Here is a 20,572-nt window from a genome sequence, read left to right as displayed (position 1 = left end):
TCCTGTAAAGGTTTATCAAGGTAGAAGGATTAGGATATGGCTCGTGTAAAACGTGGTGTCGTCGCACGCCGTCGTCACAAAAAGATTCTCAATCAGGCCAAAGGTTACTACGGCGCTCGTAGCCGTGTATTCCGTGTAGCCAAGCAAGCGGTTATCAAGGCCGGTCAGTACGCTTACCGTGACCGTCGTAACCGCAAGCGCGCTTTCCGCGCTCTGTGGATTGCTCGTATCAACGCTGGTGCCCGCGCTAACGGTCTGTCGTACAGCCGTCTGATCGCTGGTCTGAAGAAGGCTAACGTTGAGATCGATCGTAAGGTTCTGGCCGATCTGGCCATGAACGAGCAGCAGGCGTTTGCCGCTGTGGTCGAGAAAGCCAAAGCGTCCCTGTGATCGCTTAAGCTCTTCATCGATTGCTGATCGATCCGGGCGTCTCATGTCATCATGAAGGCGCCTTCTGATAGGGGAAGGGCACGCTCTTCCCCTATTTTTGTTTTAAGAATTCGTATTAGTACTCCCATTTCTGGTTTGGAGCAGGGTCAATGGAAAACCTGGAGCAACTGGTTCAGGACGGTTTGGCTGCGGTGGACAACGCCGACAGTCTGCAGGCGCTTGATCAAATTCGTGTTGAGTACCTGGGCAAAAAGGGTGTGATCACCCAGCAGGCAAAGACCCTGGGGAAACTTTCCGCCGAAGAGCGTCCCGTTGCAGGCCAGAAAATCAATGAAGCCAAGGGGCAGGTTGAGCAGGCCATCAACGCCCGGCGCGCCGACCTTGAGCGGGCGGCCATCGAGCAGAAGCTTGCCAGCGAATCCATCGATGTGACCCTGCCTGGCCGAGGTCAGGACCTTGGCGGTTTGCACCCGGTTACCCGTACTCTCGAACGCATCGAGCAGTTTTTCGCCCGGGCCGGCTACACCGTCGAACAGGGCCCCGAGATCGAAGACGATTACCACAACTTCGAGGCGCTGAACATTCCGGGGCATCACCCGGCGCGTGCCATGCATGACACCTTCTATTTCAATCCTGGCACGCTTCTCCGTACCCATACCTCCCCGGTCCAGATTCGCACGATGGAGGCTGGAAAGCCGCCGTTCCGAATGATTTGTCCGGGTCGGGTGTACCGCTGTGACTCCGATATGACCCATACCCCAATGTTCCATCAGGTTGAGGGGTTGCTGGTCGAGAAAGACGTGAGTTTTGCGGATCTCAAGAGCACCGTGGAAGAGTTTTTGCGCGTGTTCTTCGAGCGCGATCTCAAGGTGCGGTTCCGTCCGTCGTATTTCCCGTTCACCGAGCCGTCCGCTGAGGTGGATATCGAGTGGGGCCGGGAGGCCGATGGCAGCATCAAGTGGCTGGAAGTCATGGGCTGCGGCATGGTTCATCCCAAAGTATTTGAACATTGCGGTATTGATGCCGAGGAGTACCGTGGCTTTGCGTTTGGCCTCGGCGTTGAGCGTCTGGCCATGCTTCGCTATGGCGTAAATGACCTCCGGATGTTTTTCGAGAACGACCTGCGCTTCCTGCGCCAGTTCCGTTAATCCGGCGTTCTACGGCATTCAAATCAACAGGCGAAACCGCATCAGGACAACAAGGCATAAACCATGAAATTCAGTGAACAGTGGCTGCGCGAGTGGGTGAATCCGGCGATCGGAACCCAGGAATTGATGGACCAGATCACCATGGCCGGTCTGGAAGTGGATGGTTTCGAACCGGTTGCAGGTCAGTTCAGCGGCGTTATTGTCGGTGAGGTGCAATCGGTTGAGCCGCATCCGGACGCGGACAAGCTGCGGGTGTGCCAGGTGAGCGATGGCAACCAGACCGTTCAGGTGGTGTGTGGTGCGCCTAACGTTCGGGACGGGCTCAAGGTTCCGTTCGCCGTTGTTGGTGCCGTGCTGCCCGGCGATTTCAAGATAAAGAAAGCCAAACTGCGTGGTCAGCCTTCTGAAGGCATGCTGTGTTCCGAATCCGAACTGGGACTTTCAGAGAATCATGATGGTTTGATGGAGCTGCCAGCGGATGCGCCGGTTGGGCAGGATGTTGCCGAGTACCTCAAGCTCAATGACGTGACGATTGATGTGGACCTGACACCCAATCGCGCGGATTGCCTGTCGATCAAGGGAATTGCCCGCGAGGTTGGCGTGCTGAACAGCATGCTGGTTGAGGGACCTGAGATTACGCCGATTGAGGCCGTGCATTCGGAAGTGGCCGACATTCGGGTTGAGGCGGCTGCCGGTTGCCCGCGTTACCTGGGCCGTGTCCTGCGCAACGTAAATCTCAAGGCCGAGTCCCCCTTGTGGATGCAGGAGAAGCTGCGTCGTTCCGGTATTCGTTCCATTGACGCTGCCGTGGACGTCACCAACTACGTGATGCTGGAGCTGGGGCAGCCGATGCATGCGTTTGACCGCGACGAAATTCAGGGCGGCATCGTGGTACGGATGGCCAAGGCTGGGGAAAAGCTGGTATTGCTCGACGGTCAGGACGTTGAGCTGACTGACGAGACCCTGGTGATTGCCGACCATGAGAAGCCGATCGCCATTGCCGGCGTCATGGGTGGCGAACATTCCGGGGTCAGTGAAAAAACCAACGACCTGATTCTCGAGTCGGCTTACTTCGATCCCATCGCCCTGGCGGGTAAAGCCCGTCACTACGGTTTGCACACCGATGCTTCCCATCGTTTCGAGCGGGGCGTGGATTACAAGCTGGCCCGTGACGCCATGGAACGCGCGACTGAGCTGCTTATGGAAATCGTGGGCGGTGAACCCGGTGAAATCGTCGAAGTGGCGAGTGACGAGCATCTGCCCAAGGACCGCGTCGTGGATTTGCGGTCTGACCGCCTCTATGACGTTCTGGGCCTGGAGATCGATCGGACAACGGTTGAGGAAATCCTGAGCCGTCTCGGTCTGCATATCGACAAACTCCTGAAGGCGGGATGGCGGATCAGTGTGCCTAGCTTCCGCCCCGACATTTCCATCGAGGAAGATCTGATCGAGGAAGTTGGCCGCATCTTTGGGTACAACAACCTGCCTGTGACCGAACCCATTGGCTCTCTGGGCCTGCGTCAGCAGGATGAGGCAACGCGTCCGGTATCGGCGATCCGGAAGTTCTTCGTCGATAACGGCTATCAGGAGGCCGTCACGTACAGTTTCGTGGACCCGAAGGTTCAGCAGTTGATTGATCCGGAGCGTGAGGGGATTGCCCTTGCCAACCCGATCTCTTCAGACCTTTCGGTCATGCGTACCAGTCTCTGGAGTGGCCTTCTCAAGACCGTTGCCTACAACCAGAACCGGCAACAACCGCGTATTCGCCTGTTCGAAACCGGTTTGCGTTTCGAGCAGGAAGGCGAGCGGATCAACCAGCAACCGATGCTGGCCGGTGTCGTGGTGGGTTCCCAGTATCCTGAAAACTGGGTAAACGGTCGCAGAACTGCCGATTTCTTTGATGTAAAAGGAGATCTTGAGAGTCTGTTCAGGCTGCTTGGAATTGAGATCCAGTTTGTCGGCAGTCAGCATCCGGCGCTGCATCCGGGCCAGACCGCAGAGTTGCTCCGGGATGGTGAACATGTCGGCTGGTTGGGCACGTTGCACCCACAAGTTCAGAAAAATCTTGAACTTAATGGCACGATCCTGATGTTTGAGCTATTCTTGGATTCGATCGTTACTGGTTATGTGCCTAATTTCAAAGAAATTTCAAAATTCCCGGAAGTTCGTCGTGATTTGGCTATTATTATCGGGAGCGATGTGGCGTTTGCCGACGTCGAGCGTGTGGCCAGAAAGCATGCCGGTGAACGACTGACAGCGTTGCGTGCGTTCGATGTGTACGAGGGTGAGAGCCTGGGCGAGGGCAACCGGAGCCTGGCACTCAGCCTTTTCTGGCAGCACCCGGAGCGCACGTTGACCGAGGACGAGGTTCATTCGCTCTTCAATGGCGTGATCGATGCGTTGAAAGAAGAGCTGGGGGCAACACTGAGGAGTTGAGACATGGCGGCTTTGACGAAAGCGGAAATGGCAGAGCGGTTGTATGAGGAATTGGGCCTGAACAAACGCGAAGCCAAGGAAATGGTGGAAGCTTTTTTCGACGAGATCAGAGGCGCTCTGAGTCACAACGAACAGGTGAAGTTATCGGGCTTCGGTAACTTTGATCTGCGAGACAAGAAACAGCGACCGGGACGGAACCCGAAAACGGGTGAGGAAATTCCAATCAGTGCACGGCGTGTTGTTACGTTTCGCCCGGGACAAAAACTAAAGCAGAAAGTAGAAGCGTATGCTGGAACCCAGTCATAATAACGAACTTCCCGCGATTCCCGGGAAGCGTTATTTCACCATTGGTGAAGTAGCGGACCTTTGCGCGGTCAAGGCACACGTACTGCGCTATTGGGAGCAGGAATTCCCGCAGCTATCGCCGGTAAAGCGCCGCGGAAACCGCCGGTACTACCAGCGCGCTGACGTTATCACCATTCGTCAGATACGCAGCCTGTTGTACGATCAGGGCTATACCATAGGTGGCGCGAAGCAAAAGCTCAGCAGCCACGAGGTGAAGGACGATACCTCTCAGTACAAGCAGCTTATCCGTCAGATGATATCGGAACTGGAAGAAGTGCTGGACGTGCTGAATGCGCCGGTGAAATAACCGGAACGCCAATTAAAAAAAGCCGAAGGGGTGGAAGCCTCCTCGGCTTTTTTTATGCCTGCGATTCGGCGGTGACGAACGGATTCGCAGAGTGCGTGTCTGTCGATGCTGTCTAAAGCGGAAACAAAAAAGGCAGGGGCCAAAGCCCCTGCCTTTCTCCTGAATCTGGTCGGGACGGTAGGATTTGAACCTACGACCCCCTGCACCCCATGCAGGTGCGCTACCAAGCTGCGCTACGCCCCGATTCGCTGTAGGCCCCTGAGAAACTTGAGAGCTATCTCAGTGGCTTAGCGGGAGCGAAGTCTACACCAGCCCATTGGAAAAATAAACAGGCTTTGGCGATTTCAGCCGGGATTTTCAGCGAAGCTTGGTTTCTCTCAGCTTGAGAATGAAATCCGGTGGATCAAAGGTCTCCGAGGTGGCATGTGGCCAGTATTTGTCGAACACAGTGTGGCCCGTTTCGCCTTCGAGAAGCGCGCCCGGTTCAAGGTAGGGAAACAGGTCCAGGTAGGAGTGGACTTCGGTCTTGGACACCCGGCGCACGATGTGCTCGGGCCCGAGTTCGGAAGGGTGCCGAAGGCCGGAGGCTTCGAGCAGGTTTTGGAGCGCATCCAGGGTGTTCTTGTGGAAGTTGTAGACCCGCTGGCTTTTCAGTTCCACGTCCAGCTTACTGCCGCGTCGGGGGTCCTGGGTGGCGACCCCGCTTGGGCATCGTCCGGTATGGCAGTTCAGGGCCTGAATGCAGCCGAGGGAAAACATGTACCCCCGGGCGGAATTGCACCAGTCGGCCCCCAGGGAGAGCGTACGGGCGATGTTGAATGCCGACGTAATCTTACCCGCTGCACCAATGGCAATGTCATCCCTGAGGTGGGTGCCTACCAGGGTGTTGTGAACGAGCAAAAGTGCCTCGGTCATGGGCATGCCAAGCCGGTTGATGAATTCCAGGGGCGCGGCTCCGGTGCCGCCTTCGCCGCCGTCTACCACGATGAAATCGGGTTTCTGGCCGGTTTTCAGCATGGCCTTCACAATGGCAAACCATTCCCAGGGGTGCCCGATGGCCAGCTTAAGCCCCACCGGCTTGCCGCCTGAGAGTTCCCGGAGCTGATCAATGAACGCGAGGAGCTCAAGGGGGGTGGAGAAGGCCGAATGGCTGGCCGGTGAAACGCAGTCTTCGCCAACCGACACACCACGGGCTTCGGCGATTTCAGGGGTGACCTTGGCCCCGGGCAAGATACCACCGTGCCCCGGCTTTGCCCCCTGAGACAGTTTGATCTCTATCATTTTGACCTGGTCAATGGTCGCGTTTTTTTGAAACATCTCCGGGTTGAAAGAGCCGTCTTTGTGGCGGCAGCCAAAATAGCCGGAACCGATTTCCCAGACCAGATCGCCCCCGGGTTGACGATGGTACCGGGAAATCGAGCCCTCGCCCGTATCGTGGTAAAAGCCGCCAAGCTTTGCGCCGGTATTCAGGCTCAGAATGGCGTTTGCCGAGAGCGAACCAAAACTCATGGCCGATATGTTGAAAACGCTGGCGCTATAGGGCTTTTCGCAATGCTTGCCGATCAGAATCCTGAAATCACTGTCACGGATTTTCGTGGGTTTCAGGGAGTGGTTCATCCATTCGAAACCCTCTTCGTACATACCTAACTGAGAGCCAAAGGGCCGTTTATCCAGCACGTTCTTGGCGCGCTGGTAAACGATGGTTCTCTGTTCCCGGGAAAACGGGCGTTCCTCAGTGTCGGACTGAATAAAGTACTGACGTATCTCGGGGCCGATGGACTCAAGCAGGTACCGGAAATTCGCAAGAATAGGGTAGTTGCGACTGACCGTGTGCCTCCTCTGAAGCAGGTCATAGGTGCCAAGCGCTGCCAGGGTGCCGAAGGCGATGGCGAAGAGAATGGCGCCTTCGGCGTAGAAACTTGCGACGCCGGATACAAGAAAACCGGCAATGCTCAATGCATAGACGGTGTAACGAACCGGAAAAGTCGTGGTTTTCTCCATGGATACCTCAAGTGGGGCCAATATGTCGGGAATAGTGCGTATTTGTACCAGAGTATATCGATACGCCGCCGAATCGATAGCCGATTGCCGGGTGTTGGATCATTGCGCCCCGGAACATGGTCTATGCTGAGATGTGGTGAACTGGGAAACTGTGTCTGGAGGTTTTGATGTTTTGAACTCAAAATATTAGTATGACGCGCTTGTAACGTTTGAATACCGATTCCCAAATAAGACTTTCCAATTCAGGAGGCTCCCAACGTGGGCGAGGTAGTTAAAGACGAATATCAGACGGATTACGTCGCAGGCCAGGATAATATCAATCCTTTTGGCCTGGATCTCCACGCACCGGTGTTCCCGATTACGGCGATACTGGTCGTGCTTTTCGTGGTAGGAACCCTGATTTTTCCGACAGGCGCCAAAGAGCTTCTGGATGGGGCGAAATGGGATATCATCGCGACATTTGACTGGTTCTTCCTGCTCAGCGCCAACATCTTCGTGGTGGTGTGCCTGGCCCTGATTTTCATGCCGGTGGGCAAGATCCGGCTGGGCGGAACGGACGCGAAGCCAGAATTCTCCACGATGTCCTGGTTTGCGATGCTGTTCGCAGCGGGCATGGGTATTGGCCTGATGTTCTGGGCGGTGGCAGAGCCCACCGCGTACTACACGGGCTGGTATGAAACGCCGTTCAATGTAGAGGCCAACACCCCTGAGGCAGCTAATCTTGCCATGGGGGCGACCATGTACCACTGGGGCCTGCATCCCTGGGCGGTGTACTCTATCGTTGCCCTGTCCCTGGCGTTCTTCTCGTTCAACAAGAACATGCCGCTTACCATTCGTTCGGCTTTCTTCCCGCTGCTGCGTGACAAGGTCTGGGGCTGGCCGGGACACATCATTGATATTCTGGCCGTGGTCGCAACCATCTTCGGTCTGGCGACATCCCTTGGTTTTGGCGCGCAACAGGCAGCGTCCGGTTTGAGCTACCTGTTTGACGTTTCCAGCGGCATCAACGTTCAGATGGCCATCATCGTCGGTGTCACGGCGCTTGCCTTGATCTCAGTGCTTCGTGGCCTCGATGGCGGGGTTAAAGTACTCAGTAACATCAATATGGGGCTGGCTGGTCTACTGCTGTTCTTTATTATTTTCGCAGGGCCAACCATGACGGTGCTGGAAACCCTTTGGGTGACCACCTCAAGCTACGTTGCCAACGTGGTTCCCCTGAGTAACCCGTTTGGCCGTGAAGACGAGGCCTGGTTCCAAGGTTGGACTGTATTCTACTGGGCGTGGTGGATTTCCTGGTCACCGTTCGTCGGCATGTTCATTGCCCGCGTATCCCGGGGGCGTACCGTTCGAGAGTTTATTACTGCGGTGTTGATCGTGCCGACAGTTATCACCGTCGTGTGGATGAGTGCTTTCGGTGGTACCGCGCTTGAGCAGATTAAGGATGGCATCGGTGCCTTGGCCGAAAACGGTCTGACCGACGTGTCTCTGGCGATGTTCCAGATGTTCGCGAATTTGCCACTGACCGGCATTATTTCCTTCGTTGGTATCATCCTGGTTCTGGTCTTCTTCGTGACCTCCTCGGATTCCGGCTCACTGGTGATCGATAGCATCACGGCTGGTGGCAAGACTGACGCGCCGACCGCTCAACGGGTTTTCTGGGTGGTTATGGAAGGCGCGATCGCTGCTGCGCTGATTTTTGGTGGCGGTGAAGATGCCCTCGGCGCGATTCAGGCTGCGGCAATCAGCGCCGGTCTGCCGTTCACTGCAATACTGCTGATAATGACGTGGGGTCTGTTGAAAGGCCTGGCTCACGAACGCATGCTTCTGATCGCCAGAGGCGAGCTGTGATGAGGTCATTGCAGGCATGAAAAAAACCGGGGCTTCTGCCCCGGTTTTTTTTGGCCAGTTCCTCGCTTAAAGTGCGGCGAAGACCTCCATGGCGTAACTGGCGCGCTCTTGCGGTGTGAAATGCGGGCGCTTCAGGCGTTCAATGGTCCGCAGGCGCGGCAGCAGTCCGCGCCCGTTAGCCATCTGGATCGCGAGACCGGGCCGGGCGTTCAGTTCCAGTAGCAGCGGCCCCTCATGGGCATCGACGACCAGATCCACGCCCATGTAACCAAGGCCGGTTGATTCGTAGCAGCGGGACGCCATTTCCAGCATTTCCCCCCAGGCTTCGATTTCGATGTTTTCGAGGGCCAGGCCGGTGTCCGGGTGCAGTGTAATGGGTTTATTGAACTGAACCGCATTCAGGCTTCTTCCCGTGCCGATATCGAGGCCCACACCTACCGCGCCCTGGTGAAGGTTGGCCTTACCGTCAGAGGCCTTTGTGGCCAGTCTGAGCATAGCCATCACCGGATAGCCCCGAAATACCACGATGCGAATGTCTGGTACGCCCTGGAATGAATAGCGGGCCAGGGTGGGAACCGACTCCACCAAGCTCTCGACAATGGCAACATCCGGGGTGCCAGCCAGAGAGTACAGGCCAGCGAGGATGTTCGTGAGGTGGCGCTCCAGCGAAGCCGCCGTGATGCGGGTGCCGGACGCTTTGACGTACTCGTCGTTATCGCGGCCAGTAATGACGGTGATCCCCTTGCCGCCAGACCCCTTCGCCGGTTTGATGGCAAAGCCGCCCAGATCTTCCGCCATCTGCCGGAAGCCGGAAATCTCATGTTGCTGGCGAACCACCTGGAGCAGGCGAGGCGTCCTGACCCCATACTCGGCCACGGCAAGTTTCGTTTTGAGCTTGTTGTCGACCAGCGGGTAGGAAGAGCGCTCGTTGTACCGGGCAATATAATCCACATTGCGCCGGTTCATGTTGAGCATGCCCAGGCGATTGAGTTTCCGCGGTGAAATCCAGTCCATATCAGTCGTAGACCTTCATGGGGGTGAACCGCTTGAGCTCGCTCAGTTTGTAGCCGGTGTACTGGCCCATCAGCAGGATCAGGCCGAGGATCACAAGATGCAGCTCGGGAAAGTTGAAAGTCAGGTGGCCCGCCAGAGGGGCGCTCATCAGCAGGTAGGCGGAGATGGCGACGAACATGCTGCCGGCACCCTGAATCAGGACTTCGTGGGCACCTTCTTCCTCCCACAGAATGGACATCCGTTCAATGGTCCAGGCAATGATCACCATGGGGAAGAAGGTCACCGTCATGCCCGTGTTGAAGCCCATCTGGTAGCCAATGATACTGAGGCCTGCGGTAATGAATATGACCAATATGATCAGGGCCGAGATTCTGGAAACCAGCAAGAGATTCAGGCTGGATAGGTAGCCCCGCATCATCAGACCGATCGAGACAACGGACAAAAAGGCGATCAGGCCTGGCACCAGAGTCGTCTGGACAAACGCCACGGCAATCAGGACCGGCATAAACGTCCCCGACGTGCGAATGCCGATGACAATCCGCATGAAGGCCACCATCAGCGCGCCCAGCGGGAGGAGCAGTAGCATGCGGAACATGCTCTGTTCCTCAATGGGCAGTTCGTAGAAGCTCAGGAAGCCAAGGCCGTTGGAATCAAACTCCATGGTTGCAAGCTGCAAGGCGGGCACCGTTTGACGAAGCATCGAGAAGCTGACTTCCGAGTTGTCTCCACCAACCACGTCAAGCAAGGATGCCGAGCCTTGTCGCCACAGTAGCAGGCTCTCAGGAACCCCCTGATCTGCCGTATTCGGATCGAATGTCAGCCACTGCTCGCCGTTGAAGATCTGCAGGAAGGGCATCAGGGATTGCCTGCGGCGGGCATCTTCCAGTTTGAGCCCGTCGGCCGTCCGCGCCGGAATCCCTGAGTGGTTCAGCATGTCGACCAGCAAATCCAGGTAATTCTCCTCGGCCACCAGAAGGGTTGTGTTCTGGGTCCGGGCATCGGGTTGCATGAGCCGGATCAGTTCCCGGGTCATGCTCTCGGGGGTGCTTGACCGCTCCTTTGCCTGGGCCAGAACTTCGCGCACTGCCGTCGCCTGGGGCTCCTCCCAGAAGGTCCTGCGGGCCTTGGGTTCCGGATTCGGGGGCCGGTTGATGGCAGACTCATCGGGGATGAACTGCGTCTTGAAATACAGGGTCTGGCGTCCCGAGACGTCCCGCTTGGTCCATTCGGCCCGGCGACTTCCGTTTTTCTCGATGATCGAGAATCCGTATCCGGGTGAAGCGGCCTGTTCCGAGAGTATCCGGAAGCCGGGCGGGTTCTCCGGCACATTAAGGCTGGCAAGCACGGGGCCGTTCTCGGCATCGAAATCAACTCTCGCCTCAATCATCCATACAGGACGTTGTTCGCCGGCAAACCAGGGAATGCCAAGCTCAATGTGGCGCCAGATCGCGAGGGAAATTCCGGCTGCGATGAGCAGAAAAACGGCAATATAGAAGGGCAGGCGGGAGCGGGGAGTCACGAGTCGTTCCTCTTATGGAGGATTGATTCGGGAAGTTTGGTGGCAAATTCCTGGCCGACATCAATCAGCATGACGTCACGCAGAACATTTCGCCCGATCAGAACTTCGTAAGACAGGTCGTCCCTGTCGGTCAGCGTGAACTCGGCAACTTGCTGGTGATCGCCGATTGCGAACTGAAGCTCCACGACCACGCGCCGTTCGGGATCTTCCGCGCTGGCCTGAATCACTTTCACGCGCCGGGAAACCTCCTTCTCCAGGGTGATGAGCTCATCACTGCCCGACACGGGAACGTCGAAGCGTACCCAGTTGTTGCCGTCACGCTCGAAGCGGGTAATGTTACGGGCATCGATGGAAGACGTCTCGGCACCACTGTCTATCCGCGCGGTATAGACCTGCTCCGGATCGGCCAGATAAATTCTTTCCACTTCGCCGACAATCAGCTTTCCCTTGAGCCGTGCGGCCATGCCGCTCGTTGGGTCCGCACTCGGACAAATGTTCTGTGGCTGAACTGGGGGACAGCTGGGTTTTTCAACCTGGGTCTTGATCGCTTCCAGTATCGACTGGGTGGATTCACGCTCAGCCCCCAATAACTGCTCTTGCCGGGCATTGGCGTTGCCTTCCATCGTCACGAGCGTGGCTCGCTGAGTCTGTACCGAGGTGTTGAGCTCGGTCAGGTTTTGTTTGGGCACCATGAGGTAACGATCCGACGAGCATCCGGCAAGCAACATAACGAAGCCGGAAGCAAGCAGACCTAGGGAGCGACGAATATCAGCCCGCATCTGTTTTGAACCCATTGAAAACCTCTGTGCCAACTGCCGATCACGCCCTTTCCGATGCTGTGATGACGGACAGTCTGATGTTTCTGAAGATTAGTAGGCGCAGAAGTATACAACAACCGAACTGTGTAGTTGCTTTACAGTTGGTTAAGAGGGCAATTTTTTCGAGTGCGTCTCACGTTTGCCGCGTAAGTGATTACCGGAATGGAAAGTTCCCGTCACCGAGAGACGTTTCGGAGCGCAAAAATTCCTGGATGACTGGCGAGCAGTTGAGGTAAAACAGCAGGAGCTCACGCTGGATGTCCTGGTCCTGGATCCTCGCCGCGTAACTGATCAGGTCACGGATGGCTTCGTCACTGCCGGGTTTGCTGCCCGATGGCTCGAAGTTCTTGCTGTAGCGGGCTTTTAGCAGGCTGGTGAGCCGTTCGAGGTGGAACTCCCCGGTGTGGGTTATGTGCGGAAGGATGCGAAATTGCCTGGATGTCGAACCCGAGCCACAGGAACCGAACAGTGCCGCGTCGGCGTCGTTAGCCGAGCAGCCCGGTTGCATAAAGTCTGTTCCCAGTTTTCGCCACAGTTCTTTCAGCATGATCTTTAATCCATTTGCGATCCTGAGTGGACTTTCTGAGCCGTTAAAAAAGCGTAATGCCAGAAAGCCACAGGAACCTTTTACCCTTTTAGACGATATTACGTGACGCGTCCACAAACAGATGCAGCCGGTTTGTGGATTTGCTACGCAGTCGAGATCTGGAATGTGATCCACAAAGCCTGCCACGGCTCGGTGCGAAAAAGGTTCCATTGATAAGGTAGACTGTCAGCCTGAGGCAAAATTCCTCCTTCGTTTTCAGACACAAGCAGATACAGGAGTGTGTGCAGTGCCAGAGGCTGTCACCGATTTGATGGTTTCCCGGCCGGATCTCATGGCCGGCTGGATGGGCGTTCTGGTGATCGCAGTCTGTGTGCTGGCGGGGTTGCTGCTGCACATGACGTCAGAAAGGCGCAGGCTGGCAGCCGAACTCGATGCTCTGGAAGCGGCCCGTGATGGCGCCGAGCGATTGCTCCGTGAGGCTCAACATGAAAACGCCATGGATCGACAGCAGGCGGAGCATCTGGAAAACGCTCTGGAGGAGCGGGCAGTCCGGCTGGCCAAACATGAGCAGGACCTGGAGCACTGGCGACAGCGCGCCACGGGGCTGGAGAGCCGTATCGCGGGCCTTGAGTCTGATCTGGAGGGGCGCAGGACGCGAATTGGCCAGTTGGAAAGTGAGGGGGCGCGTCAGCAGCGACGAACAGAGGAGCTATCCAGAGAACTGCACGCGGCCCAGGTCGTGCTGCGTGAGCAGGAAGTTACCCTGGACAAGGAGCGGCGCGCTACCACCGAAAAGCTCGAGTTGCTGGAGCGGAACCGGGATGCTCTGAAACAGGAATTCGAGAACCTCGCCAACAAGATCTTCGAGCAGAAAAGCGAGCGTTTCAGCCAGCAGACGCGCACCAGCCTGGATACCTTGTTGAACCCGTTCCGCGATCAACTCCAGGATTTCCGCAAGCGGGTGGAAGATGTCTACACCACCGAAACTCGAGATCGGCAGGCATTGAGGAGTGAGATCAAGTCGCTCCAGGAGCTGAACCGCCAGATCACGGAGGAGGCTTCGAACCTGACGCGGGCGCTGAAAGGCGACAAGAAGATTCAGGGCAACTGGGGTGAATTGATCCTGGAGCGGGTGCTGGAAAAGTCAGGCCTTCGCAAGGGCGTGGAATACGAGACCCAGGGCAGCTACCGCGACGCTGACAACCAGCTCCTTCGTCCCGATGTGGTTGTTTACCTGCCCGACAGTCGGAACCTGATCATTGACTCCAAGGTGTCACTGCTGGCGTATCAGCAGTGGGTGACGGAAGAAGACGAATCGGCCCGCGAAAACGCGCTCAAGGAACATGTCGAGGCCGTGCGGAATCACATTCGCACCCTGAGTGAAAAGGACTACAGTCAACTTAGCGGATTGCATTCGCCGGATTTCGTGTTGCTGTTCATGCCCATTGAACCGGCGTTCGTGGCGGCTTTTCAGCAAGACGAGAACCTTTTCGCGGAAGCGTTTGAGCGAAAGATTATCGTGGTCACACCAACCACATTGCTGGCAACGCTCAGGACCATCGAGAACATCTGGCGATATGAGCGCCAGAGCCAGAATGCCCGTCGTATTGCTGAACGGGCCAGTGCCGTCTACGACAAACTGCGGGTTTTTGTGGAGGCGATGGAGCGTCTCGGGGGCCAATTACATACGGCTCAGGGCACGTACGATTCGGCAATGAATACACTTACCCGAGGGCGGGGTAACCTGATCTCACAGGCCAACCGATTTGTTGAGCTTGGGGTCAGGGTTAAAAAAGAGCTTCCCAGGGGCATTATGGACCAGGCGGAAGTGGATGCCGGAGACGATCCGGACATCGAGGACGAATTTGACGAATCAGAGACGGAAGAGCCGGCGATTGGCGCAGATAATCAGCAGGAGTAGGGTCATGGCAGTATCGTATGAAAAAGGTCGTCAACTGGCTCGTGGGCTGGTTCTGGCGTCGACATTGCTGGCGGGGCAGGCATTGGCATTGGCCCCGGAGCATGAGATGCGTCGTCTGATGCTGGCGACAGAGGAAGCCGTGGCCGCGGAAAGCTGGAGCGAGGCCGGTGAATACCTGAATCGGCTCCAGCGGCTTGAAGGCAGCAAGCCGGCGGATTATTTCTACTACCGCGGTCGGGTGATGTATCAGGCCAAACATCTTAATGAGGCCCAGTCCGCGCTGGAGGAATACGTGACATCCGCCGGCGCTGAAGGGAGTCATTATCAGGAAGCGCTCAAGCTGATCACCGAAGTGGAAAAGGCCCGGAGCGAGAAGGCCCAGTCGGCTCAGTCAGCGAACGGTGAGGGCGGTAAAATTGCCGTGATCGAACCCGCTGGGGATCAGCAGTTGTCGTCTCTTCGGAAACTGTACCTTGTGAACACCGATCGTGAGGCGCTGACGCTGCACCTCAACAGCTTGCTGGAAGTTGCCGGCTGGCGCGAGGACCAGACTATTGTGCAGGTGGATAAGCCGGCCGATATTGAATACCGGATAAACGCGGACGACAGCTCTATCAACGTCCAGGAGATCCGCCGCGATGCCAACGGTCGCGTTGTGAGGAAGAATCAGAGCCTGTCGGTTTACGGGATCAACCCTCAGGTCGAATGGGCCTGCGAGGTGGCCGCCACAACCTGTTGGGTTTACGATCCGCGGGACGGTTCGCGCCTGCTGCAACTGGCGATGAATCGCCAGCGGACTCAGGAGATTGCGCAAACCATGGGGCGGCTTATTCGCAACCTTCAGGACCCATCGGGGTCCTGAAGGACATCACTCCTGTAGATTGCCGCGCTCGCCTTCCCGGTATGCGCCAGGCGTCACCCCGGTCCACTTTTTAAAAGCCCGATGGAAGGTTGAGGGCTCGGTGAATCCGACCTTGCCAGCAATGTCGTTGATCGGTAATTCCTGCCGCCCGAGATAGTAGATGGCCATGTCACGCCGGAGCAGATCCTTGATTTCCTGAAACGAGGTGTTTTCCTGTTTCAGGCGACGCCGAAGGGTCTGAGGGCTGGTGTGCAATTCTGCGGCGATCCATTCGAAGTCTGGCAACGGTTTTGAAAAGTCGCGCCCGATAAGCGTGCGAATCCGACCCGTGAAGGTGTTGCTCTCATCCGGCCTCGACAGCAGGTCCGCCGGCGAGGTCTTCAGAAACTGACGCATCTCGGACCTGTCCCGGATGACCGGGGCAGAGAGGAAGCGCTTGTCAAAGGTCAGCGCCGTGCGATCGGATTCGAACGCCAGAGGGCAATGGAAGATATGGCGGTACTCGTCTCCATGCGGCGGGCGGGGGTAGTCGAATTCTGCCTTGTCGAGCTCCACAGGCTGCCCAATGAGCCAGCTCCCAAGCCGATGCCAGATCACTAAGAGGCTTTCTCTCAAAAAGTAGGCGGGGTCGTGAATGCGGCCTTCGATCCGGGTGACCAGCTGGGCGGACTGGCCTTCTGTAACCAGTTCCATGGACACCATGGGTTCAAACAGCCTGGAGAACTGGAAGGCCTGTCGGTAAACCGCCTCGAGAGTGGGGCAGTCGATAACCAGGGCGCACATGGTGGCGAAGGTACCGCTGCGGGCGCGCCGTGGCCCCATCCCCATAAACTCATCGTCAAGCCGGTGCCACAATACCTGCATCAGATGGCTGAACTGATCGCTGCTCACCCGAGCCATCTCGATGCGCAGCAGGTCCGGGGATATGTCGGCTTCCCGCAACATGTCTTGAGTATCGAAGCCAAGATGTTCGGCCCCCGCCAGCGCGGCCTGAACAAAGTGCTTTGAAACCGTCAGGTTGGACATTTCATTCGCCATTCCATGTAAACGAAACCCATCATAAAACCCCCGAAGAACAATGCAACCAAGGGACGCTCAGTAAGCTGGAAGAATTGGTCAATTGGAATGACGGAACCGGCGGTTGGCCCGGTTGGCAAAACCGTGCAGCATGAGAAACTCTGAATACTCTGACAAAAAGAAACCGACCACGTAAGGAGAACAGCATGGCAGGCCCCTTGAGCTCACTGAAAGTCCTGGACTTCAGCACCCTGTTGCCTGGCCCCTATGCGACCATGATGCTGGCCGACATGGGCGCGGAGGTGCTGCGAATAGAGGCCCCGGATAGGGTGGACCTTACCAAGGTGATGCCGCCGTTTGACGGGAAAATCAGCACCGCCTTCTCGTACCTCACTCGGGGCAAGAAAACGCTGCCATTGAATCTCAAGCAGGCTGACGCCGTTGAGAAAGTGAAGGCGTTGGTTCGGGACTACGACATCGTGGTCGAGCAGTTTCGGCCGGGTGTTATGGACCGCCTGGGTATCGGGTATGAAACGCTCAAGGCGATCAATCCCCAACTCATTTACTGCGCCATCACCGGATACGGCCAGACCGGACCCTACCGGAACCGCGCGGGACATGACATCAACTACCTCTCCTTAGCCGGAGTCAGCAGCCACTGTGGGCGCGCGGACAGCGGACCGCCACCTCTCGGCATCCAGGTGGCCGACGTCGCCGGAGGCTCACACCACGCGGTCATGGGCATTCTGGCCGCCGTGATCGAGCGGCAGCAGACCGGGGAAGGGCAGTTTGTCGATGTCAGCATGACCGACGCGGCCTTTGCTCTGAATGCCATGTCCGGTGCCGCTTGCCTGGCTGGTGGTCAGGAGCAGGCGCCGGAAACTGCGCTTCTGAATGGCGGCTCTTTCTACGATTACTACCGGACCCAGGACAACCGCTGGCTTTCCATCGGTAGCCTTGAGCCACAATTCTCTGCACGCCTCTGCGAGACGCTGGGCCTGAGTGAAATGAAGAGTTTTGCCCTGAGCCAGAATCCGGAACATCAGCAGGCCCTGAAAGCGGCACTCAAGGAAAAGATTCTGGAGAAGACGCTGGCGGAGTGGCAGGACATTTTCGCGGACCAAGATGCGTGCGTGGAGCCTGTACTGACTATTTCGGAGGCAGCCGAGCATCCCCAGCTAAAAGCGAGGGGGATGGTGGTTGAGGTTGATCGGGGGGATGGTGAGAGGCAAAGGCAGGTCGCAATGCCTATAAAATTCCGAGTTTAGTTGAGTAAGCTATTATCGAACAACGAAAAAGGCCCCCGGTTGGGGGCCTTTTCGTACTAACTGATTAAGGAGCGGAGCACAGAGCCGGAAGGTCGGCCAAGGCGACTCCAAACGTCACGTAGGTTTCACAAAGCATGCCGCCAAAGACAGCAATGTTGTCTGCAGAGGTAGGCGTGCCGTGGTTGCCTTCGTTGTATGTGGTGAGCATATCCAGTCCCAGTGTTAGTGGTTTGGTGCCAGCCAACGGTGCGTTGAAGCTGTTCACTGTTACCGACACTGGAAGTTCAGTCTGTTCAGGGCTGAACGTACCAGATAGAGCTGGGATGCCCCATTGCTGCTCATCTGCTGCATTGGGAATCACTGTGTCGCCTGCCACCTCGGAAAGCAGTACAGGAGTTGAAACGCCGAGAGTATCGACGAAGTTAATCGGATCAGCAGAGTCAATTGTAGCCTGAAGAACGTTGAAGTAGGTCTCAAGATTTGCGTCGCCCTGCGTCAAACCGGCCGCCTGCTGGAGGCCGAGCAAAATTCTGGGAGCAAAAGTCGGCGAGTTCTCCAGCAAGCGAACAATTCCGCCACCGGGAGTAAGCATACTGGCTGAGGCTACATCGTTGAATGTGGAAGGAATGTCCGAGCTTCCATCAGCCGCAGTGAAAATCGTAGAGCCAATCTGGTTCTCATTAACCGATGCCACAAATGGCATGCCGGTAATGGTCCCCAATGAATGACCTGCAAAATAAACTGTATCGGCTGCAGTGACGTTGATAGGAGTATCGTCACCACCTGCAGCAGCTGGACGTTCAAGTGTTACACCAGCTTTGCCAGCAGTTGGATTGCCAAACAGCGTAGCCCTGAGGTTCATTTGATCGACTGCACTCTGGCGGTTGTTATCCCGAGCGGCCAAGAAGTTCTGAAGATTTATATAAAAGCTGCCTGAACCGTCAGTGCCGGCCGGGCTCGCAGGATCAAAAACCATAGCTGCGGGAGCGCCGGAAGCATCGGAGTAGAGGCCGAAATGCCGCTCGTTGTCCGCGGGTGCGAGTCCCGGGATTGTGCTGCCTGCGTTCGCAACAGTATTTACCAAGGATTGAGCTGTTGCGGTTGTTCCTGGGGTAGCAGTCCCGCCCGCCAGAGCGTCGGCCAAATCAGAAACATTGCCAGCCACAACCAGTGGTGCCAGCGCCTCAGCCTGTTCAGCAGATAGTCCGCCTCCCGTCAGGAGAGCGATTGCCAATGGTGACTGGTCCTCTGCTGCAAACGGAGTTACGCCATGCAAGGGCTGGTCAATGGCAATAACCACGAAGCCTTCGGCAGCCAACCCAGTGCCAAATGTCAGAGCAGCACTACGGTCGGTTGTGATTCCGTGCTGGTACAGAACAACGCCATTGATTGCGCCACTGTTCGGGTACAGAGCGAGGAGCGGCACTTCTTGGGTACTCAACTCCTTGGGGAATGGGAAGATATAGTTAACGGCGGTTGAAACCGACGGATCGGCTTGCGGAAGCGATACGCCCAAAGCCGAGAAGGTTTCATTCAAGGAGGCCGCTAATTCATTATCCGCAGTCCAGTTGACTGCACTGGATCCGGCAATGCCAGGACCGGTGTTGCCTAAATAGTAGGGAAGTGAAACTGTTCCCTGCACAGCAAGTACATTCTCTGATCCGGGGATGGAACCGGCCACGGCAGAAACCAAGCCCACGGGAGAGATGGTCCCGTTATCGATTGAAATGGTATCGGTGAATCCGCTGCCGTCGAAAACATTTCGATTCACACCGGGGAGCGGAGTAGGCAGTTCTGTCGCGAAATTGGAAGCCAGTGCAACACCGACACAATTAACTGCGGGTTCACCCAAACTGCTCACGTTAGCTCCACCAACTTCGCAAGCGCCACCGGGTGCGAAAAGGGCATTTAGTGGGGAATCAGGATTAGCTGGAAGAGAAGTCGGAAACGCGTTGAACGCTGTATCCACCGCAGTCTTAACATCAGCGTACGATGATGCGCCGGCTTCGACTGCTTGTGAAGCTGCAGATACTTTCACGAAGGTTTCAATTTGATCAGAGAACCATGCAGCTGGTTCTGCAATATACTGCAAAACCTTCTCGTCATTCGACGTGGTGAAACTATAACTGATTGCAATGTCATCAGCGGTAAGCGGGGCACCTGCGGCCTGGAAGAAGCCAGCAGCAGTAGCTTCCCAAAGATTGTTTATAAGCGCTCTAACCGGGGCGAGCGTTGAGCTGCCCAATGGTTGCTCTTCATCAGTCAGGTTCGCATAGCTTGGTGATGAAATAATTGCATCGCCGTTAATATCTGTAACGCCTTTTGTGACGACAGCAACGTAACGCTTCCTTGGTTTAAGAGGCTCAAGCGGTAGGATACGAATTGCGGACGTTCCGCTGAGGCTCTCCACGTCGGCACGGGCTGTTGCTAGGCCAGCAACCGTAGGCGGTTCCTGATTACCCAGGCCCTGAACTGGATCCCCACTGGCGTACTCTAGTTCGATGAGAAAAACAGTTTGGCCGTAAACAACGGTGTTGGCATCGATCTGGCCATTAAACTGGATAACGGCCGGAGCCACGGTCGACGCACCACTTAGCTCGTTAAGTGCGGTGGTCACAGGTGGTGAAGTGTCGCTTACTCCGAAGGTTCCATCGCCCTGTTCAGAATCGAAAATCAGGTCATTCGGAATCGGCAATTGGCTGGTGACCGGGTTAAAAATGGGCCAGGTTTTACCGTCAATCGCCGGGTTATTGATCCTGTAATCCGGATTAGCATTCGCCCCAGAGTCGCCGCTATCGAAGCAGCCTGAAAGTCCAAGGGAAGACGCCACGGCAACACTTATTAGAGTTTTCTTGAACATGGGTGGAACCTTTTCCTGTTGTTGTGTCGTTATTGTCGGCAGCTGACGGGGCCGGTCTGATCCGGTAAGCCCGTTGTCAGTGGCCTGTTCTGCTTGAAACTGTTGTCTGAAATTGTAGCCAGCGCTTTGAGCCAATTTCTGTAGCTTTGACTATAGCGACAGTATGGCAAGTGTTGATCAGCCGAAAGTGTGATTCTGACTGTTTGAAACCTCCCCGCACGGTTGGAGATTGGTCTCTGTGCAAAATAGTTGGCAGTGAACGGTTTGTCGA

Annotated in this window: 16 protein-coding genes and 1 tRNA gene; 9 read left to right on the top strand and 8 right to left on the bottom strand. The window is 56.3% G+C overall.

Features of this window, described 5'->3' with window-relative positions; translation table 11 throughout:
- Positions 1-36 precede the first annotated feature (36 nt).
- The 5 genes from rplT (at position 37) to KXD86_RS16700 (ending at position 4,626) form a co-directional block, all read left to right on the top strand.
- Positions 37-390, top strand: a complete 354-nt coding sequence (gene rplT / locus KXD86_RS16720; protein WP_008170485.1) for a 50S ribosomal protein L20 — start codon at positions 37-39, stop codon at positions 388-390.
- Positions 391-539: 149 nt separating this feature from the next.
- A complete protein-coding gene (pheS, locus tag KXD86_RS16715) occupies positions 540-1,538 on the top strand; it encodes a phenylalanine--tRNA ligase subunit alpha (protein WP_218637298.1) in 999 nt (332 codons plus the stop codon).
- Positions 1,539-1,601: 63 nt separating this feature from the next.
- Positions 1,602-3,974 (top strand): phenylalanine--tRNA ligase subunit beta, encoded by a 2,373-nt coding sequence (pheT, locus tag KXD86_RS16710; protein WP_218637297.1) that lies wholly within the window; start codon positions 1,602-1,604, stop codon positions 3,972-3,974.
- A gap of 3 nt (positions 3,975-3,977) precedes the next feature.
- Entirely contained in the window at positions 3,978-4,280 is a 303-nt protein-coding gene (ihfA, locus tag KXD86_RS16705; RefSeq protein ID WP_007151838.1) for an integration host factor subunit alpha, read from the top strand.
- Positions 4,261-4,626, top strand: a complete 366-nt coding sequence (locus KXD86_RS16700) for a MerR family transcriptional regulator (RefSeq protein WP_099619017.1) — start codon at positions 4,261-4,263, stop codon at positions 4,624-4,626. The genes ihfA and KXD86_RS16700 overlap by 20 nt, the downstream gene beginning before the upstream one ends.
- 166 nt (positions 4,627-4,792) lie before the next feature.
- Here KXD86_RS16700 and KXD86_RS16695 read toward each other — a convergent pair.
- Positions 4,793-4,869, bottom strand: a tRNA-Pro gene (locus KXD86_RS16695).
- Positions 4,870-4,983: 114 nt separating this feature from the next.
- On the bottom strand, positions 4,984-6,627 hold the full coding sequence (locus tag KXD86_RS16690; RefSeq protein ID WP_218637296.1) for an FMN-binding glutamate synthase family protein: 1,644 nt from the start codon (positions 6,625-6,627) through the stop codon (positions 4,984-4,986).
- A 258-nt stretch (positions 6,628-6,885) separates the two neighbouring features.
- Between KXD86_RS16690 and KXD86_RS16685 the strand changes: the two genes are divergently transcribed.
- Positions 6,886-8,475 carry a BCCT family transporter gene (locus KXD86_RS16685; RefSeq protein WP_218637295.1) on the top strand — a complete coding sequence of 530 codons (1,590 nt, stop codon included), beginning with the start codon at positions 6,886-6,888 and terminating at the stop codon, positions 8,473-8,475.
- A gap of 66 nt (positions 8,476-8,541) precedes the next feature.
- Here KXD86_RS16685 and KXD86_RS16680 read toward each other — a convergent pair whose 3' ends face one another.
- The 4 genes from KXD86_RS16680 to KXD86_RS16665 all read right to left on the bottom strand — a co-directional run bounded on the left by KXD86_RS16680 (position 8,542) and on the right by KXD86_RS16665 (position 12,373).
- Complete coding sequence (locus KXD86_RS16680) at positions 8,542-9,489, bottom strand: alpha-L-glutamate ligase-like protein (protein WP_218637294.1); 948 nt, start codon at positions 9,487-9,489, stop codon at positions 8,542-8,544.
- A 1-nt stretch (position 9,490) separates the two neighbouring features.
- On the bottom strand, positions 9,491-11,008 hold the full coding sequence (locus tag KXD86_RS16675; protein WP_218637293.1) for an inactive transglutaminase family protein: 1,518 nt from the start codon (positions 11,006-11,008) through the stop codon (positions 9,491-9,493).
- A complete protein-coding gene (locus KXD86_RS16670; protein WP_218637292.1) occupies positions 11,005-11,802 on the bottom strand; it encodes an ATP-dependent zinc protease family protein in 798 nt (265 codons plus the stop codon). Before KXD86_RS16670 ends, KXD86_RS16675 begins: the two co-directional genes overlap by 4 nt.
- 178 nt (positions 11,803-11,980) lie before the next feature.
- Complete coding sequence (locus KXD86_RS16665) at positions 11,981-12,373, bottom strand: hypothetical protein (protein ID WP_218637291.1); 393 nt, start codon at positions 12,371-12,373, stop codon at positions 11,981-11,983.
- A 310-nt stretch (positions 12,374-12,683) separates the two neighbouring features.
- Here KXD86_RS16665 and KXD86_RS16660 point away from each other — a divergent pair, with 310 nt between their 5' ends.
- Together KXD86_RS16660 and KXD86_RS16655 are read left to right on the top strand one after the other, a co-directional pair.
- Positions 12,684-14,294 carry a DNA recombination protein RmuC gene (locus KXD86_RS16660; protein WP_228739662.1) on the top strand — a complete coding sequence of 537 codons (1,611 nt, stop codon included), beginning with the start codon at positions 12,684-12,686 and terminating at the stop codon, positions 14,292-14,294.
- A gap of 4 nt (positions 14,295-14,298) precedes the next feature.
- Positions 14,299-15,156 (top strand): hypothetical protein, encoded by an 858-nt coding sequence (locus KXD86_RS16655; RefSeq protein ID WP_218637290.1) that lies wholly within the window; start codon positions 14,299-14,301, stop codon positions 15,154-15,156.
- A 6-nt stretch (positions 15,157-15,162) separates the two neighbouring features.
- On the opposite strand, the gene KXD86_RS16650 is transcribed toward KXD86_RS16655, so the two are convergent.
- A complete protein-coding gene (locus KXD86_RS16650) occupies positions 15,163-16,182 on the bottom strand; it encodes an AraC family transcriptional regulator (protein ID WP_218637289.1) in 1,020 nt (339 codons plus the stop codon).
- A gap of 197 nt (positions 16,183-16,379) precedes the next feature.
- Between KXD86_RS16650 and KXD86_RS16645 the strand changes: the two genes are divergently transcribed.
- Complete coding sequence (locus KXD86_RS16645; RefSeq protein ID WP_218637288.1) at positions 16,380-17,441, top strand: CaiB/BaiF CoA transferase family protein; 1,062 nt, start codon at positions 16,380-16,382, stop codon at positions 17,439-17,441.
- A gap of 64 nt (positions 17,442-17,505) precedes the next feature.
- Here KXD86_RS16645 and KXD86_RS16640 read toward each other — a convergent pair whose 3' ends face one another.
- Positions 17,506-20,301 carry a hypothetical protein gene (locus tag KXD86_RS16640; protein WP_218637287.1) on the bottom strand — a complete coding sequence of 932 codons (2,796 nt, stop codon included), beginning with the start codon at positions 20,299-20,301 and terminating at the stop codon, positions 17,506-17,508.
- Between the last annotated feature and the right edge of the window lie 271 nt (positions 20,302-20,572).

The organism is Marinobacter arenosus (assembly GCF_019264345.1).
GTDB lineage: Bacteria > Pseudomonadota > Gammaproteobacteria > Pseudomonadales > Oleiphilaceae > Marinobacter > Marinobacter arenosus.
This window is presented reverse-complemented; position numbering and strand designations above follow the sequence as displayed.